General features: G+C 58.6%; 14 protein-coding genes. 8 read left to right on the forward strand and 6 right to left on the reverse strand.

The window, feature by feature from the left end; genetic code table 11:
• Positions 1-75: 75 nt before the first annotated feature.
• Positions 76-1,323: a hypothetical protein gene (locus tag ACQ4OB_RS17760; protein ID WP_074873982.1), complete on the forward strand. Its 1,248-nt coding sequence runs from the start codon at positions 76-78 to the stop codon at positions 1,321-1,323.
• A 91-nt stretch (positions 1,324-1,414) separates the two neighbouring features.
• On the opposite strand, the gene ACQ4OB_RS17765 is transcribed toward ACQ4OB_RS17760, so the two are convergent.
• Entirely contained in the window at positions 1,415-3,823 is a 2,409-nt protein-coding gene (locus ACQ4OB_RS17765; protein WP_074873983.1) for a glucose/quinate/shikimate family membrane-bound PQQ-dependent dehydrogenase, read from the reverse strand.
• A gap of 214 nt (positions 3,824-4,037) precedes the next feature.
• Positions 4,038-5,420: a carbohydrate porin gene (locus tag ACQ4OB_RS17770; RefSeq protein ID WP_102616041.1), complete on the reverse strand. Its 1,383-nt coding sequence runs from the start codon at positions 5,418-5,420 to the stop codon at positions 4,038-4,040.
• Positions 5,421-5,725: 305 nt separating this feature from the next.
• Here ACQ4OB_RS17770 and ACQ4OB_RS17775 point away from each other — a divergent pair, with 305 nt between their 5' ends.
• Both ACQ4OB_RS17775 and ACQ4OB_RS17780 read left to right on the forward strand, forming a co-directional pair.
• Positions 5,726-5,956 (forward strand): VF530 family DNA-binding protein, encoded by a 231-nt coding sequence (locus ACQ4OB_RS17775; protein WP_007944895.1) that lies wholly within the window; start codon positions 5,726-5,728, stop codon positions 5,954-5,956.
• Between the two features lie 2 nt (positions 5,957-5,958).
• Positions 5,959-6,615 (forward strand): Pr6Pr family membrane protein, encoded by a 657-nt coding sequence (locus ACQ4OB_RS17780; RefSeq protein WP_430956137.1) that lies wholly within the window; start codon positions 5,959-5,961, stop codon positions 6,613-6,615.
• Between the two features lie 178 nt (positions 6,616-6,793).
• Here the strand turns inward: ACQ4OB_RS17780 and ACQ4OB_RS17785 are convergent, their stop codons facing one another.
• Together ACQ4OB_RS17785 and ACQ4OB_RS17790 are read right to left on the reverse strand one after the other, a co-directional pair.
• Positions 6,794-7,579 carry a siderophore-interacting protein gene (locus ACQ4OB_RS17785; RefSeq protein WP_102616039.1) on the reverse strand — a complete coding sequence of 262 codons (786 nt, stop codon included), beginning with the start codon at positions 7,577-7,579 and terminating at the stop codon, positions 6,794-6,796.
• Positions 7,576-8,151, reverse strand: a complete 576-nt coding sequence (locus ACQ4OB_RS17790) for a PadR family transcriptional regulator (protein WP_076028505.1) — start codon at positions 8,149-8,151, stop codon at positions 7,576-7,578. Before ACQ4OB_RS17790 ends, ACQ4OB_RS17785 begins: the two co-directional genes overlap by 4 nt.
• A gap of 504 nt (positions 8,152-8,655) precedes the next feature.
• Between ACQ4OB_RS17790 and ACQ4OB_RS17795 the strand changes: the two genes are divergently transcribed.
• The 5 genes from ACQ4OB_RS17795 to ACQ4OB_RS17815 all read left to right on the forward strand — a co-directional run bounded on the left by ACQ4OB_RS17795 (position 8,656) and on the right by ACQ4OB_RS17815 (position 14,326).
• Positions 8,656-9,132, forward strand: a complete 477-nt coding sequence (locus ACQ4OB_RS17795) for a CS1 type fimbrial major subunit (RefSeq protein ID WP_074873988.1) — start codon at positions 8,656-8,658, stop codon at positions 9,130-9,132.
• Between the two features lie 107 nt (positions 9,133-9,239).
• Complete coding sequence (locus ACQ4OB_RS17800) at positions 9,240-11,762, forward strand: CS1-pili formation C-terminal domain-containing protein (protein ID WP_430956138.1); 2,523 nt, start codon at positions 9,240-9,242, stop codon at positions 11,760-11,762.
• Positions 11,763-11,766: 4 nt separating this feature from the next.
• On the forward strand, positions 11,767-12,987 hold the full coding sequence (locus ACQ4OB_RS17805) for a hypothetical protein (protein ID WP_074873990.1): 1,221 nt from the start codon (positions 11,767-11,769) through the stop codon (positions 12,985-12,987).
• A gap of 59 nt (positions 12,988-13,046) precedes the next feature.
• Positions 13,047-13,793, forward strand: coding sequence for a molecular chaperone (locus ACQ4OB_RS17810; protein ID WP_430956139.1), 747 nt, complete (start codon positions 13,047-13,049; stop codon positions 13,791-13,793).
• A 32-nt stretch (positions 13,794-13,825) separates the two neighbouring features.
• Positions 13,826-14,326, forward strand: a complete 501-nt coding sequence (locus tag ACQ4OB_RS17815; RefSeq protein ID WP_074873991.1) for a CS1 type fimbrial major subunit — start codon at positions 13,826-13,828, stop codon at positions 14,324-14,326.
• A gap of 70 nt (positions 14,327-14,396) precedes the next feature.
• Here the strand turns inward: ACQ4OB_RS17815 and ACQ4OB_RS17820 are convergent, their stop codons facing one another.
• Entirely contained in the window at positions 14,397-17,459 is a 3,063-nt protein-coding gene (locus tag ACQ4OB_RS17820) for a transglycosylase domain-containing protein (protein WP_430956140.1), read from the reverse strand.
• Positions 17,378-17,614, reverse strand: a 237-nt coding sequence (locus tag ACQ4OB_RS17825; protein ID WP_430956142.1) for a hypothetical protein, incomplete at its 5' end; no start/stop codon positions are given. The genes ACQ4OB_RS17825 and ACQ4OB_RS17820, both read right to left, overlap by 82 nt.

A 17,614-nucleotide genomic window follows, 5' to 3' on the forward strand; every position in this document is an offset into this window, starting at 1 on the left:
TCAGGCACTCATCACAAAACTATCGCGCGCCGCAGGATATGCCGTGCTGCATATCGCTTGCGTCAGGGAGGAAAGATGAGCAGCAATTTTGAGTTGGTATCCGCATTGAACACAGGAAATCTGGACCCCTCCTTCGGATCAGGAGGCATCGTCGGCTTTCCCGGATTACAAGGGCAGTGTCGAGCTGTGGCGAAAGATCAGCAGGATCGCTTGATCGTCGCGGTCTGGGCCAATAGGGCATGCGAAGTGTTTCGACTGGATCAACATGGCACGGTTGATCGCTCGTTCGGCATGAACGGTAGTGTGCTGGTTGAGTTCGAAGCAGGATTTGATACCCGGGTTAACCACATCCTGATTCAGCCTGACGGGAAGATATTGTTGGCGGGAGTACGGTTCCAACTGAACCTTTCGAAAGGTTTGCCGGCTCTTGCCCGATTGGACGACAAGGGTAGCCCTGATCATCAATTCGGGGTGGACGGCAAAGTTGTTTTCAAGGGGCGCCCCGGTGCGGAATACAGCATTTTTCTGGGGGAGGTTGATGTTGTGTCAGGGGCCCCCGGAGAACTTTTAATGACATTTCCCTACGTGGACATTGCTGGAGGAATCGGCACTGGCACCACATTACTGCTGACAGTCAATGATGTGACGGGAGAGTTGATCAGAACGCATCCCGTTCAATACCGAGGTTTGAACACGGTCATTAACAGCATTGCACGCTTGAAGAGCGGAAAACTCATTGCAGGCGGCTATGTCACTCTGTCTTCGGGAGAAGATCGTATTCTCTTGAATCGCTACGACGCTGATGGCTGGCCTGATCTGAATTTCGGTGAATATGGATCTATCGTGTATGGGCCTCTCCCTGGCTATTACAAAGCATCGAAAGTGTTGTTGCAGGCTGATGCTGTTGATCAGGGAATTCTGGTAATGGGGTCGTATCAGAAAGAGGGTTCCTTACCCCATTGGAGTGCTTTGGTGATGAGATTCACTGAAAACGGTCAACCGGATGGTTCGTTCAATAAAGGCGAACCCGCTTTGGTTGATGCCGAACAGCAAACCGATTGGGCGGCGGGCGCTCTGCAACAAAATAAAGCCATCGTCATGGCCGGAACGGCGGGCCTGCGCGGTATTTCACAGGCATTGATACTCGGGCGAGTGCTTGAGGATGGGAGCTTCGATAAAACATTCACGGACAAGGGGTGGGTCATAGGCCCAGGCGGGAGCGGCGTCTCGGGGTTGGATATTCAGGACAATGGTCGATTGGTTATTGCGGGTGATGAAATGGCTGAGAGATTCTTGCCCAAGGTATTCGGCTACCAACCCTGAGTGAACGCACACCGAGCCGATTTGAGTAGTCACTCGCAAAAAAGGCGCCTCCCCAAACGGGAGGCGCCTTTCCTTTAACCGCCGCTAAAACTTACTCGGACAGTTTGTACGCAATCACATAATCACCTTGCTTGGTGCCCAGCGACCCATGACCACCCGCAACGACGAGCACGTATTGCTTGCCGTCCTTGCCGGTGTAGGTCATCGGCGTGGTTTGTGCACCGGCTGGCAGGCGGCCTTCCCACAACTGGTTACCGTTTTTCACGTCGTAGGCGCGCAGGTATTGGTCGAGGGTGCCGCTCAGGAAGGCCACGCCACTGGCCGTGGTGAAGGCCCCGCCCAGGCTAGGCACGCCCATGCTCAGCGGGATCGGAACCGGTGAGCTGTCGCGCACGGTGCCGTTCTTGTGCATCCAGATGGTTTTGTTGGTGGTCAAATCGACCGCCGCCACGTAACCCCAGGCCGGTGCCTGGCACGGCAAGCCCATTGGTGACAGCAGGGCTTCGAGGATCACGCCGTAAGGCGCGCCTTTGTTGGGCTGTACGCCTTCGGTTTCGCTGACGCGAGGGCCTTGTTTGGCTATTTCGGCGGCCGGGATCAGTTTCGATTTGAACGCCATGTAGCTCGGGTTCACGAAAGCAATCTGACGCACCGGGTCAACCGAGATGCCGCCCCAGTCGAACACGCCGAAGTTACCGGGATAAACGATCGAGCCTTGCAGCGATGGCGGGGTGAACATGCCGTCGTAGCGCAGGGATTTGAAGTCGATCCGGCACAGCATCTGATCGAACGGGGTCACGCCCCACATGTCGCGTTCCTTGAGGGTCGGCGGCACGAAGTTGAGGTCGGACATCGGTTGGGTCGGCGAAGTGTGGTCGCCTTCCACTGCGCCTTGCGGCACCGGGATTTCCTTGATCGGCACGATCGGCTGACCATTGCTGCGGTCCAGCACGTAGATGCTGCCTTGCTTGGTGGAGGCGAGTACCGCTGGCTTGACGCCGTCAGCGGTTTTCAGGTCCATCAGGGTTGGCTGGCCGCCGACATCCATGTCCCACAGGTCGTGGTGGGTGAACTGGAAGTGCCAGCGCACTTTACCGGTGGCGATGTCGAGGGCGGTCAGGCCGGCGGCGTGCAGTTCCGATTCAGGGGTGCGTGCGCCACCGAACTGATCCGGGGTCTGGTTGCCCATCGGCAGGTAGATCATGCCGAGTTTTTCGTCGACGCTGAAAATCGACCACATGTTCGGCGAGTTGCGGGTGTAGACCTTGCCTTCGGCAATCGGCGTGGTGTCGTCCGGGTTGCCGCTGTCCCAGTTCCACACCAGTTTGCCGGTGTGCACGTCGAACGCGCGGATCACGCCGCTTGGCTCGTCGATGGAAACGTTGTCGGTGACGTGGCCGCCAATCACCACCAGGTCTTTGGTGACCGCTGGTGGAGAGGTGGAGTAATAACCGCCGGCGGTGAATTCACCGATGTTGGTCGTCAGGTCAACCTGACCACCGTTGCCGAAGTCTTCGCACATTTTGCCGGTGTCGGCGTTCAGGGCGATCAGGCGGGTGTCGGCGGTCGGCAGGAAGATCCGGCGCGGGCAAACACTGGCGACTGGCGCGTTGGCAGTGCCGGTAGGGCTCTGCTCGGATGCGTAGGCGGCGTCATCGTGATAGGTCACGCCACGGCAGGTCATGTGCGCCCAACCCTTGAAGTTCGCCGCGTTTTGCGTGGAGAGCTTCGGATCGAAACGCCAGATTTCCTTGCCGGTGTCCGGGTCCAGCGCGATCACCTGGCTGTGCGGCGTGCAGACATAGAGCATGCCGTTGGCTTTGAGCGGGGTGTTTTCGGCGGTGGTTTCGCCCGGATCGTTCGGCCCTGGCAGGTCGCCGGTGCGGAAGGTCCAGGCCGGAACGAGCTTGTTCACGTTCTGCGGGGTGATCTGGCTCAGTGGCGAGTAACGATCGCCATGGGCGCTACGGCCGTAGGAATTCCAGTCACCGTCCGGCATGGCCGGGGCGGTGTTGCTCATGCCCGGCACGCTGTCGCGATCCAGTTGGCCTTTGATTTCACCCGGGTTGGTGAACAGGCTGGCCAGCGCGGCGATACCGGCAATGACCACGGCAGCGCTCAGTACGCCAGTGCCGACCGGGTTGAATTCGCCGATACGCAATGGACGACGAAACCATGGCAGCAGCATGACGATACCGAGGGCGAAGAGCAGCGCCAGGCGTGGCACCAGTTGCCACCAGTCGAGGCCGACTTCCCACAGTGCCCAGACGGTACTGGCGAACAACACCACCGCGTACAGGCTCAGCGCGGCATAACGGTCGGCAAGCAGCAGCACGCCGGTCAGCGCCAGGCCGATACCGGCCAGCAGGTAATACAGCGAGCCGCCGAGCATGCTCAGCTTGATCCCCCCGGCCAGCATGGCCAGGCCCATTAGCAGAAGCAGGATACCGAGCAGGCTCGGCAGCAGACGGCTTCGACTCAAAGCACCATCAGTGCTCATAGTGTGGTTCTCCGTGACGTTTTAAGTAGTCCCGCGCCAGTTCACTGTAGATGACGATCCGGCGCGGGCAGGGTTCAGTTAAGAAAGGTGTGCGGTTGATTCAATCCCTGTGGGAGCTGGCTTGCCTGCGATGACGGTGTGTCAGTTGGCAAAAGTGTCGGCTGACATACCGTCATCGCAGGCAAGCCAGCTCCCACAGGTCTTGTGGTTTTAATTAGAACGACGACTGGATCTTGATCCCGCCAATCAGCGCGTCATCGACCTGGTCAACGCCACCGGGGTGGCGGATGTATTGCAGGTTCGGGCGCACGGTCAGCCAGTTCGTGACGTGCACGCCGTAATAGAGTTCGGCGCTGTATTCGGTGTCCTGCGGTGGCAGGAAGGACGGGTCGTTGTAGTCGAACACGGCGCGGGCCTGATTGGTCGCCTCGGCGTTCTTGCGATAGGCCGGGTTGACGTGGACGCGAGCCAGGGCGAAACCGATGTCGTCCCTGGCGCGTGCATCGAACAAGCCTTTGTAGACGACGCCCGCCTGGACATAGTTGTCGATGGCGTTGGTCTTCTTGTCGTGCATCGTGCCGTTGGCAAACACGCTCAGGCCCCGAGAGTGGTCGCTGGCGCGGCTGGTCAATTGCTGCTGCACACCGAGCCACACGCCGTGTTTGCTCGACGCGCTGCGGTAAGCCTCGCCACTCAGGGCAGCCGGCTGACCGTTGCTGTCCTTGTAAGCGTCGGTGGCATTGGCATTGCTGTAGTAATAGCCGGCACGGTATTCACCCGGCAGGCCGTTGAGCTTCGGCGACCAGACCAGTTCCACCGGCAGGATCGCCCCCTGGGTGCCGCTGCCGCTGAGCTTGAAACCATTGTCGCGATCAAGGTTCGACGGGTTTTGCTCGTAGGCGCCGACTTGCGCGTACAGCTCGGGCGTCAGGTGATATTTGACCCGCATCGCCCATTGGCTGACCGGCCAGTTGTACCAGATGTCGCCCACCCAGTTACCGACCTGGGAGCCGCAAAACGCCAGGTTCTGGAAGTCGCAGGGGAAGCTGTTGAAATCTTCGCCTTCGCCGAAACGGCCGACTTTGATGTCGAGCTTCTGATCGAAGAATTTCTGCTGATACCACATCTGCGTCAGGCGCCAGGTTTGCCCACGGCCCCAGACTTCCTGAGCCGAGGTGAACCCGCCCACGCGCGGATCATTGATCCGGTCGTTGCTGATGTTGTTGCCGTTGCGCTCGGTGATGGTCAGCTGAAATTCGGCGTCGTCCCAGCCCAGAATTTTCTGCAAGTCCAGATGAGTGCCAAAGCCGAACTGGTCGCTGTAGCGAGCGGTACGGTCGTGGTCGTAACCGCCGTGCAGATTGCTGCCCATTTCGCCGGTGTAATCGACTTTGAAGTCGTAGCCTTTTTCCGAAAGTTCGGTGCGCGTGCCGTTCCAGTCGCCGAGCATCCACGGCGACTCACTGTCGAAAGCCGGAGCGGCCTGGGTGCAAGTGGCGAGGCCCAACGCGGTGAATCCGCCGATCAGGTTCAGGGCTTTTCGATGAGCAATAGGGGGGCAGACAGCGCTGTCTCGCGGAGTTTGAAGATAAGGCATAGGGGAAGTAATTCTGGGTCTTTTTCTGGGAAGTGAACTGAAGCGGCAGTATGTCGCGGGCAACGGAAGCGTTTCAGCTTGACGGGCGCAAGGATAATGTCCTGTTACAAATAGAGAAAGCGCTTTTACTGACATGGAGCGTTTCGGATTTGGTAACAGTGCGCACCGCTTGCTCCTACAGGTCCGGGTGCGTTCTTTTGCAGGTCACCTACATTTAATGGAGGAACACACAGAGCGCTTCCACCCGACCACACCCTCGGCTAAGGTGCGCGGCTTCCCATTCTTTCACCGCTCGAAGGCCCGGCATGACCGAACAGAACAACAACCCGCTGCACGGCGTGACCCTGGAACAAATCCTCAACGCGCTGGTTGAACACTATGAGTGGTCGGGGCTGGCCGAACGCATCGATATCCGCTGCTTCAAAAGTGATCCGAGCATCAAGTCGAGCCTGACTTTCCTGCGCAAAACCCCGTGGGCGCGGGAAAAGGTCGAACGCTTGTACGTGAAGTTGATGCGCACCAAGCGCCCGGTCTGAGCATGGTTAGCCTCTCGACGCCGGGGGCCGCCGCGAGGCGTCGTTTTGTTGCAGTGGCGGCGGTGCTTGGCTGGGCGGGACTGGGCATTCAGCTGTACCTGATTTTCTACTCACGCTGGACGCTGGAGGCCAGCCTGCTCGGCGGGCTGGTCAGCTTCTTCAGCTATTTCACGGTGCTGACCAATACGCTGGTGGCGACCGTGCTGACCTGTGAACTGACGTCCCGCGAGTCGGCGGCGCGCCGCTGGTTTTTGCAGCCGTGGGTGAGTAGCGGCATTGCCGTGAGCATCGCCGTGGTCGGCCTGGCCTACAACGTGTTGTTGCGCCATTTATGGCATCCACAAGGCTGGCAATGGCTGGCCGATGAGCTGATGCATGACGTCATGCCCCTGCTGTTTCTGGCGTATTGGTGGTGCTGTGTGCCGAAAGGCGCGTTGCGACTGCGGCATATCGCTGCGTGGGTGATCTATCCAGTGGTGTACTTCGCATATTCGTTGTGGCGCGGGCATCTGCTGGCGGTTTATCCCTATCCGTTCATTGATGTCGAGAAGCTGGGTTATCCACAGGTGTTTGTGAATGCCGGGGGGGTATTGGTGGGATTTGTGGTGATTGCGCTTGTGTTGATTGGGCTGGATCGCTGGCGCGCGGGTCGAAAGTGAACACTGATGGTGATTTGATTACTTTTGTGGCGAGGGAGCTTGCTCCCGTTGCGCTGCGTAGCAGTGCTAAAACCTGCGACTGAGTTTTAACTGAAACACCGCGTATGCTGATTTCACGACTGCTTCGCAGCCGAGCGGGAGCAAGCTCCCTCGCCACAAAAAAGCTTATAAGCCTTGATCACTCATCAACGCTATCATCCAGCCGCCAGTAACCCACAGCTTTGACGAACTTTTCATCCAGTCCATGCTCATCGAGCAACACCCGGCGTATCTGCCGCGACACTTTGCTTTCGGTCGCCACCCAGGCGTACAGATTGCCGCTGGGCACTTGCAGTTCCTTCACGGTGTTGAGCAAGTTGTTCTTCCCGCCTTCGCGCAAGACCCAGATCACATTCACCTGCGCAGCGCTTTCCAGCTTCTGTTGCTCGGCACCGTTCTCCACTTCGATGACCGCCAGCACCCGGCGATCGGCCGCCAGGCCTTCCAGGCGTCGAGCGATCGCAGGCAGGGCCGTTTCGTCACCGATCAGCAAGTAGCTGTCGAAGATGTCCGGCACGACCATCGATCCCCGTGGCCCGCCGATGTGCAGGAACTGGCCGGGTTTGGCTTGCTCGGCCCAGGTCGAGGCCGGGCCGTCGCCGTGCAGCACGAAGTCGATGTCCAGTTCCAGCGTGTCGAGATCGTAACGACGCGGCGTGTAATCGCGCATGGCCGGCATCGGCTGATCGGTTTTGCCGGCACCGAGCACCAGGGTTTCCAGCGCCGCTTGTTCCGCCGCGTTTTGTGGAAACAGCAGTTTGACGTGGTCGTCCGTGCCGAGGCTGACGAAGCCCGCCAATTCCGGACCACCCAGCGTGATGCGACGCATGCGCGGCGTCAGGTCGACCACCCGCAACACTTCCAGACGACGGCGTTTGATCTCGTGGCTGACACGGTGGATGGTTTGCACGATCACTTCAGTCATTCGGCTTGCTCCTGAGCGGGTTGAACGGCAGGGCCGTCGACGATGGCTTTGGCGGTGTTGTTCAGCAGGTCGCGCACCCGCAGGATTTCTTCCGGGCTCCAGCGGCCGTGATGCATCTGCAAGGCATGACGCAAGTTGTGCACTGCTTCGTGAATTTCGGCGGGACGGTCATGGCCGCGCAATGAGCGCTTGCTGACTTCGATGCGCATCCGCACGCCGTCCAGTGCGATCGCCTGATCGCTTAATGACAGACGTCCGGCCTCGGTGATGGTGTAGCGTTTTTTTCCGCCCTCGGCGTCGCCCAGGATCATTTCGCTTTCTTCGAGGAAGGTCAGGGTCGGGTAGATCACACCGGGGCTGGGGCAGTAGGCGCCGTCGAACATGCTTTCTATCTGGCGGATCAGGTCATAGCCATGGCACGGCTGTTCGGCGATCAGCGCCAACAGCAGCAATTTCAGGTCACCGGGGGCAAATACCCGGGGGCCGCGTCCACCGCGTTCGCGGCCGGGGCGTTTCTCGAAGCCGTCGCGGCCGTCACCGTGTTCACGGTGGGGGGAATGATGGTCTCTCATTTTTTGCTTTCTCTCGTCGTGTTTAGATACAACTTAAGATATATCTTAACGAGAAGGCAAGGACTCCCGACCAGTGGCTACCCCGAACGTCGCGTCGGGTCGAAGCCTGCAATATCAGAAAAATGGTGGTTTTTAATTCAGTTAAAGGCCGGAAATTAGTGTTAACTCTCTAATGTTATGTGTGTGCCTAATGTTTGCTGGGTATGTAGTGTTAGTCCTACAGAAGTTGCTTAGTTAATATCTCGTTGTTATTGCTGATAGAGCAGGGTTTGTAGTCTGTGTCTTACAGTCAGACAGTCACTTTTATGTTATTTCAGGTTTTTTCTTTCCTCGCTGATGCACTTTGGCTACACGGTTGTCGGAACTTGCCTGCTTACTTTCCAGAATAATTGGTCGATCATCTTTCGGCGTTGAAAGTTCAGTTGAGTCATAACTGCTCGTGACAGTTTTACTTATTCAGGAACTTTCAACGAATCGATTATTTAAAACGACAGGTACTGACTAATGTTCAAGAAAATCGCGTTTGCTGCTCCTTTGGCTGTTCTGGCACTGAGCTCCTCGATGGCGTTTGCCGCTACCGAGGCCAAGCACTCCATCAACATTTTGGCCCACGTTCCGGCCGACGATTTCTACGCGGTACCGGTCGATGCGGACCTGGTCAACAAGGACCAGGACATGAGCTACAACCCGTCTACCGACTCCATGAGAACAGTCGACGGGCACTTTGACGTGCTGCACACCGCCGGCAAGGTTCACGCCCGCCTGGAAGGCGTGCCGAAGCTGATTGCCGGTAACAAGACCATCGACCTGAAAGTCGAGCTCAACGGCAAAACGCTGACGACCACTTCGCAGGAAGTTGTTGGTGAAGCCGAGTCCAACGTCCGCTATCGCGCACCGTTCAAAATCAGTGCAACAGGCGGCAAGCCTGATGCAGGTGATTACACCGGCGTTGTCCTGCTGGTCGTTGAACCTTCCGTCTAAGTAACACTCGCGGCAGAACGTTTACTTATTCAAAGTAACGTAACCGGTCGGCAAACTTTCGGTTTGTCGGCCGGGTTTTGACTTCCTTGTAATCAGAGTACTTGTTCATGTTCCCGATGACGCCCATCGCGGCAGCGCTTGCGTTGCTGTTATGTAGCAGCGCATTTGCGGCGCCGACTTCTATTGATCATACCCCCAGAAGTTTGCTGGCCCAGGCCAAGGGTCTGCCGGCGGATTTCGAGGAGCATTTCTTCGATGTGCCGTTGGCCGTTCGGGTCGAGCTCGATCAACAGCCTCTCGGCGAGGCGATGATTGTGTTGTCCCGCGACGACCGGGTGACGTTGCTCGATTTCACCGATACCAGCGAAAGCCGTTTTGACGCCAGTGAGCGCCAAACCTGGGCCGATGTTCTCAAGCCCGGCGTGGCGCTGGGCGCCTGTACCGGCCAGTGCCCGGAACAGATGCTGGCGGTTCACTACAACCTGGAAAGCTCATTGCTGTCGATCGTCACCGAAAATGCCGAGCGCGACACTCAAGCCAAGCGGTTTTACGAACAGCCCGAAGGCGGCAGCAGCGGCCTGATGGTGCGCAACCAGCTCAACCTCAACGGAGGCCAGGAACAGGATCTGGGGGGGCGCTTCGGCCTCGAAGCCAGTGGCAGCCTTGGCAACTGGAGCCAGACCTTCAACATGCAACTGGCACGTCTTGGCGGCCCGGACACCAAGACCTACCACGCGGTGCATGAGCTCTACACCCAGCGCGAACTGCAAGGCAGTTTTTTTCGACTGGGATATTTCACCCCCAATTCCGAAGGCCTCACTCGCCAGCCGCGCTCGTTTGGCACCAGCCCTGACATCGCCGTGGGCGTGATGTACGGCAGTTCTGACAGCCTGGCGATCGACAGCCCGAAACCCAGTGTTTATCCGATTTATGTCACCGCCAATCGCCAGGCCTCGGTGGAGATTTATCGCGATGGTTTGCTGATCCACACCCAATCCGTCCCGGCAGGTTTGCAGACCCTCGACACCCGGCCATTGCCCGGCGGTATTTACGAAGTGGAAGTGCGATTGATCGAAGACGGTCAAACCACCACGACCACCCAGGAACTGATCTACAAACCGAACAACTGGCGCAATCTCGATGAGCGCTGGCGCTATAACCTGTTCGCCGGGCAGGAAAGCAAACTGCTCAGCAACTGGGATCAACAGAACGACGGCGATGCGACGGCGGGAGCTGCGATCAACTACCTGCTGCATCCTCGAGCGATTCTAGGGTTGTCGGCACGTCAGGTCCGCAACACCCTTCAGTACGGCAGTTCCATCGACTGGAGCCTGGCCAACAGCATCAACCTCTACGCCAATCTGTACCAGACCGAAGACCACGGCAGCGGCGCCGATCTGCAAGCGCTCTACAACTATGGTTCCGGCAGCCTGGTCGTGAGCCATAACCGCAGCTGGCTCGACACCACCAACACCTACGACACATTGCCCGACGGCACCCGCGTGCGCCAACGTAACGTGTTCACCGGCGAAACCAGCAATTCATCGCTGGCGTTGAACCACCGGATCAGCCGCAAAAGTTCGCTCAACGCGCGGGTGTCTCACAGCGACGGCAACGTTGAAGGCGTGGGCCTGGACCTGGGTTGGACGCAACGCATGACGCTGCTGGGCAGCGATGCCAACTGGCGACTGTCGCTGTTCGATCGTCCGGGCAGCTTCAGCAGCGGCGATGCGCGTAATCGCGGGGTCGATCTAAGCATCAACATGGCACTGGGCGGACCTGGTCAGCAGGTATCCGGCAGCATCGGTTCGCGTACGGCCCGTGACGGCAGCCGCGACAACAACGCGTCACTCGGTTACCGCAAAGACCTGCAAGACCATGTGCTGCAAAGTGTCTCGGTAACCGCGCTCACAGACACTTACGGCGTCGGCTTGTCGAGCCTGACGAACTTTCGCACCGATGCAATCAACGGCGACGGTTTTGTTCAGCGTTCCTCCTTCAACGGCAACTTCACAGGCGGCGTAAACCTCGACAGCACGGTGGTCGTTGGTGGTCAGCGCATGGCCCTGACCAGCCAGCATCAGGGGCGCGGCGCCGGGATGATTGTCGACATCGAGTCCGATATCGACGGCATCGCCCTGCGCGCCGACGACCTCAGTGGCGGCAGCGTGGCGTTGCGCCCGGGGCGCAATTTCATTCCATTGACGGCCTACAGGAACAGCTCGGTGAGCTTTGATTTCGAAGGCAACCATGTGCCGGCGGCGAGCATCGAACCTTCCCGTACCCGCTATCACTTGAACAAGGGCGGCGTGGAATATCGCCAGGTGCGGGTGATGAAAACCCTGACTGTGCTCGGGCGCTTGCTCGATGCACAAGGACAGCCGCTCAAGGGGCATCACGTGATCAACCATGCCAGCCGTGGGGTGACTGAAGTCGACGGGTTTTTCTCGATGGAGATGAACGCCGGTTCACCGACCCTGGAGGTGCGTTACGCCAATCAGCTGTTGTGCCAGTTCCGCCTTGATGCCAATCGTTATCGCAGTGAAAACAACGTGTTGATGATTGGTGATCTGCAGTGCACGCCGGACACGCTGGCCGATGCCAGTTCCTCTGACCAGAAGGCAGGTTGAAGCCATGAAAATCTCTACTATCGGCCTGGCGCTGGCGATGACGCTGGTGGCTCCATCGGTTGGGGCGGTGAATCAGGAGATCCGGGCGCTGTTCACCCCCGATCCCTCGCAGCCGCAAAAAAACGTATTCATCAACAAGACCCCGAACAGCGGCTATTGCGCGACTTACCCGGACCAGTGCCAGGACAACAATATGTTCAGCATTCGTTTGCCGATTCGCTTCGGACCGAGGGCAAACATCGGGCGTCTGGATCTCATCCCTGTGAAAGTACCGGCCAACTGGCGGCAACTGACGGTGACGAACAGGCAAACACTGGAAACCGAAACGGTCGAGGTGCGCATTACCGGTGTTGGTTCCGAATACGTCCTGAGTCATTCGGCCGCCAGCCTGGTCGGTGTGACAGACATTCTCGAGGGACATCAGAAACTGTGGTACGGCAGCAGCTGGGTATACGCGCCACCTCCTTGCGAGTACAGCGGTGTAGGGGCGTACTCACCCAGTACGTATCGATTCTTCTGGAAAACCCCGACAGAGGCGGCCTGCAACAAAAGAACCTACTTTGCTATCCCGCACATGTCCTTCGAAAATCTGGATATTGCCTATGAACTGCGCACGCCCAACCCGCTGGGAATGTCGAGCGGGCTCTATACCGGATCGATGAGCTATCGGGTCGGCCCAGGCGCTGATTTCGACTTGGGAAGCATGCCTGCGAACGACAGTAACCTGACCCTGGACTTCGTGCTGGACGTACAGCACACGCTGAAAGTCGATATCCCTCCTGGCGGGGAAAAAGTCCGGTTGACCCCGGCAGGTGGCTGGCAAAGCTGGCTGCAGGAAGGGCGAAAGCCTGTACGGCTGTTCCGGGATCAGAGTTTCAATATCTCGGCGTCGACGCGTTTCAAAATGCACCTGGAATGCGAAATCGCCATAAACCCTTTTGAGTGCATGATCCTGGACCGCAAGACCGGGCGTGCGGTTGAGGTGCAGGTCAGCACCACGCTGCCCAATGGCCTGACCGACCTCGCCGGCCAACCGGTCAAGCAACGCCGGCTACGTACCGGTGCAGCGAATGCCCAGCAGTTTCAACCGAGCTTTTATGTGGAAAGGCGTCCAGGCGTACTGCACTTCGAAATTCCAGCCAGTCAGATGGGTTTCATGCTCAGCCCCGGCCAGGCGGGCTACTACGCCGGCAACGTCACGGTGATCTGGGATTCGGATCTTTGATGGGCTACGTATCGCCAGGTGCCATTCGTGTTGTGTTCATTGTCATGAGGTTCAAGGGTATGAAACGTCTGTGGTTGCTGTTGGGGTTGAGCGGTTTTTCATTGGGTCTTCAGGCCGGGCCGCAGATTAACGTCGGAACGGTCTACGACTATCTGGATGGTGACAAGAGCACGTACCTCAAGCGTGTGTTCAACCGCGGTGACAGCACCGCGTTCGTCAAAGTCAACATCCTGGAGATCCTCTACGACGACGATGGCACGTCCCGTGAAGTGCCGGTCAAGACCCAAGCGGATGCGAGTGGCCGCGATGGCTTGATGGCCAGTCCCGCGCGCTTGATCGTGCCGGCCAATGGCATGCAGGGCACACGCTTGCTGCTGATGGGCAATCGGGACACCGAACGATATTTTCGCGTGCGCTTTGTGCCGGTGGTGCCGGAAAAGGAAGACGATTTTGCGGTGTCCAGCGAGGAACGCGATGAGTACAAAAAGAATCTGTCGGCGGGGGTCAACGTCATGACCGGGTTTGGCACGGTGTTCTTCGTGCGGCCAAAGGACACTCGTTTCGACAGCGTGATCGATGACGCAGCCGAGCGTTACACGCTGCGCAATAACGGCAATACGGTCGTGGTGGTCGACGAGTTTCGCAACTGCTCGCTGAAGGATGAAACCGAGTGCGAGCCGACTACCAAACACCACATCCTCGCGGGCAAGACGTTCGAATTCGAGAAAAAGCCCGGTCGCGAGTACCGCTTCAATCTGGTCGAGGGCAACGCGAAAAAAACGCTGCGCATCGCCAGCAAGCCATGATGAGGTGATCGGTGATGCAACAGATAACTGACATGATCAAGCAAGCGACCGTCGCCGGATGCGTGGGGGCCTTGACGCTGATAAGTGCTTGCGCTTTCGCGGCGCGGGAGGAGCACACGTTCGAAGTGTCGGCGGATATTCCGACCCTCGGGTTTTACGTAATCCCGGCCGAGTCGGACTGGATTCACCGACCGCAGCGGTTGAACTGGAACCCTTCCACCAAGACCCTGAGCAGCGTGCGCAAGTATTTCGATGTGCGGCATGACACCAGCGCCATTGAAGCGCGCCTGGAGGCCACCCCCTACCTGTCGAACGGCAGGCCGAGTGACAACATGGCATTGCGGGTCAGTTTCAACGGGGTGGAGTTGAGCCCGGACCTTTCTTCACGGCTGGTGGTGTCGGCGGCTGAAGCGGCGGCAGGCACGCGGGTGTTGCTGGAAATCGCGCCAGTGAAGCCGCCCGGGGGATACCGCCCGGGGGATTACGACGGCAACGTACTGTTGTTGTTCAACGCCAGGGCGCCGGGGGAGTGAGCGCAAGCAGCGCTTCGGTTTTCAAGGCGCTCGCGCATCGGCCGCCACCATTGAACTGAATGTCTGAAACTCACAGTCGCGATGTCGGAACCGGCGCACACGCGACACTGCTTCCCGGTTGCAGATACGGCGTCAGAATCGGCGCCATCCCCTTGAGCACTTGCACTGGCAGGGCAGAGGTGAACTTGAACGCTTCGGCCGTTTGCCCGGGCACGAACGCGGTCATCGTGCCGAAGTGACGATCGCCGATGTAGAACACGAAGGTCGCGGTGCGGTTAATGGATTTCGAACTCAGAATTCGCCCCCCCGAACCGAAGGCTTCGATGCGGTTATCGCCCGTACCGGTTTTGCCGCCCATGCCCAACGGTTTGCCATCAGGCGTTATGAAACTGCCGGAGATGCGTTTGGCTGTACCGGCATCCACCACCTGCGACAACGCTTCACGCATGGCTGTGGCCACCTCGGAAGACATCACCCGTTTACCGACATCCGGGTTATTGATCAGTTTGGTTTCGTACGGTGTGTTCGCTGCAAAATGCAGGCTGTCGATGCGCAGCGTGGGCATGCGCACGCCATCGTTGAGGATGGTGCCGATCAGCTCCGCCAAGGCTGCCGGACGATCGCCGGAGCTGCCGATGGCGGTGGCCAGCGATGGCACCAGGTGATCGAACGGATAGCCGACTTTCTGCCAGCGCTGGTGAATGTCGAGAAACGCCTCGATCTCCAGCATGGTGCGAATGCGGCTGTCGCGCGCACCCTTGTGACGGCTTTTGAACAGCCAACTGTAGACTTCCTGGCGTTCGAACTGGCTGGCTTTGACGATCTGGCTGAACTTGGCGTCGGGGTTGTTCAACAAATAGCCGATCAACCAGAGATCCAGCGGGTGAACCTTGGCGATGAAGCCTTGGTCCGGTAGGTCATAGGCGCCAGGGCCGTAGCTTTCGTAAAGCCGCTGAAGACGTTCGTCAGTCAGTTTTTCGGTGAGCTTGGCGCCTTTGAGGTGCGAGCGCACGAACATGTTGAAGCTTTCCTGACTGGCCTGTGGCAACAGATACCGATGCACCGCGGCCATGCGGATCGGGGTCGGGCGCATGCCGTCGAGGAAGGTCTCGAGTCGCGCCTGGGTGTCCTTGTTCTTGTACTTCTTCCAGAACTTCAGCAGGAACGATGTGCCTTCGCGGTCGGCAAACGAAGCCAGGTATTCCTGACGCCGAGGGTCGCGGTCGTCTTTGAGCAATTCGGCGCTGCTATTGGGGCCGGAATACGTGGTGTAGCGCACCAGGTCACGCATCAGCCGAATGAATGGCAGGTTGATCGACTCGCGCAGGGCATCGCGCAGGGTCGGGAGGCGCCCGTTGTCTTCTTTGCGAAAGTTAACGAATGTGTGCAGCCCGCCACCGGTGAAAAAAGCTTCACCGGGGCTGGCCGAGTATTTGCGATCCAGTGCAGCGCCGAGCATGCCTGGCAAATTGCGGTCCTTGGTCTGGATCAGGTAATCGACGGCCCAGCGACTCAGGCGGTCCTGATCCGGGACGTCGACCTTCTTCAGTTCCGGGACGGTCATGGCTGCGTATTTTTCGTGCAGCTCGGCGATGATCTGCAAATAGGTGGTCAGCACACGCATCTTGGCGGTGGAGCCCAGTTCCAGCTTGCTGCCTTCATTGATATCGAACGGCTGGTCGGTGCTGTCGGTCTGCACCCGCACCCGCGAACCATCCGGGGTCAGTTCGAACAGTGTGAAGCTGTAGCGCACCTGGGCGGTACTGGTGGGGGTCAGCAGGCGTTCGCCCATCAAGCCGATCTGCGCCGCAAACTCAGGGTCGGCCAGATGCTTGAGGTACTCGGTGGCCTGGGCTTGCAACTCGCCTTGCAGGGTGCTGGTGGCGGAAAGATCAAGGCGATCGAGGTCGTACAGCGGACGGTTGAGCAACCCGCCCAGACGACTGCGTGCCACGCTGATGCCCTTGTTGGTTTCGATGGGCTGAATGGTGGGTTGTGTCTGCCAGTCGCGATAGGTCACTTTGCTGGCCAATGCCGCCGCCGCGAGTGGCGCATCGATCACGCCATTCTGAGCCAGCAGGCGGATGTGGCTGTCGGTGAGGCTGGCCAGTTCCTCGCGGCCCTTGGTCAGGTAGTGGGAAGGGCGGCGCTGGGCAATCATCAAAGACAGCATCTCCCGCAGGGCCAGACCTTTTTCCGACATGCTTTTCGGATCGATCTCCTTGCTGGCCAGCCGCTCGTTGGCCTGGTTGAAGTCGGCGCCGTACCAGACACGCAAACCTTCGGCCATGCCATGCACTTCACCGTGGCCGGGTACCGCCGACAGAGGCACGCTGTTGAGGTAATCGCGAATCACATTCTGCCGGGCTTCAAGGGTCTCCGGCCCGGCCTGATAGGCGCGCACGCTGGCAGAAATCATCTGACGGATTTTTTCCGCGCCCGACACGGTCAGGCCATCGGGTGAATGCCGGTACTTCTCAAGTTGCGTCGCCAGGGTACTGCCGCCCGCCGACTGGCCCGGCAGGTGCATCAACTTGGCAACCTGGGACCACGCTGCCATGCCGAACCGAGGCCAATCCACGGCGGGGTTGGCCCGGGGCTGACGGGGATCGAGCAAGAAGCGGTTTTCGATGAACAGCAAGCTGTTGACCACCACGGGAGGGATTGCCGCAAAGCTTGAATACAGTTGTTGTGGGTACTTGTACTGGTAAAGCGGTGCCGCACGGCAATCGGTGATCGACAATCCCGCCTGGATTTTTTCCGGGTAGGGCACGAAAAAGCCCTTGTCGGTGTAGTCCATCAGTTTTTGTGAAAACCGGGTCTGGGCTGCCACAACGTAGTCACGCTTGATCAGACGTGGCAGGAATTCATCCAGAGAGCTGTAGCCCAGGCGCAAGTCGAAAGGACCGGCACCGGGATAGCGAATGGCATCGCTGGGACCGGGTTTGAGCTCGTAACTCAAAGTGGCGGCGTATTGGCTCAGTTCCCGGGATTGAAACTTCGACGTGCGCATTTCCTTGGCTGCGGCCAACCCGACGACAATCAGGATAATCAGCAACAACAACCAAAACGCACCCCAGCCGTGCCTGGTGCGACTGCTTCGGGATTTTTCAGGTAAAGGCGTTTCGTCCATACGTCCAGTCTGAACCACATTTTTACTCGAATCGGTTTGCCACAAAACGCCCATAGTCGACTGATCCATTCACGCAGATTGAGAGGACTTGTCTGAAGCTTAGACGGTGGTTGGCCTTGGTGAAAAAATTGTGAATGCACAAGTATCGATTTCCC

Origin of the sequence: Pseudomonas sp. ES4, assembly GCF_050586665.1 — a bacterium.
GTDB lineage: Bacteria > Pseudomonadota > Gammaproteobacteria > Pseudomonadales > Pseudomonadaceae > Aquipseudomonas > Aquipseudomonas frederiksbergensis.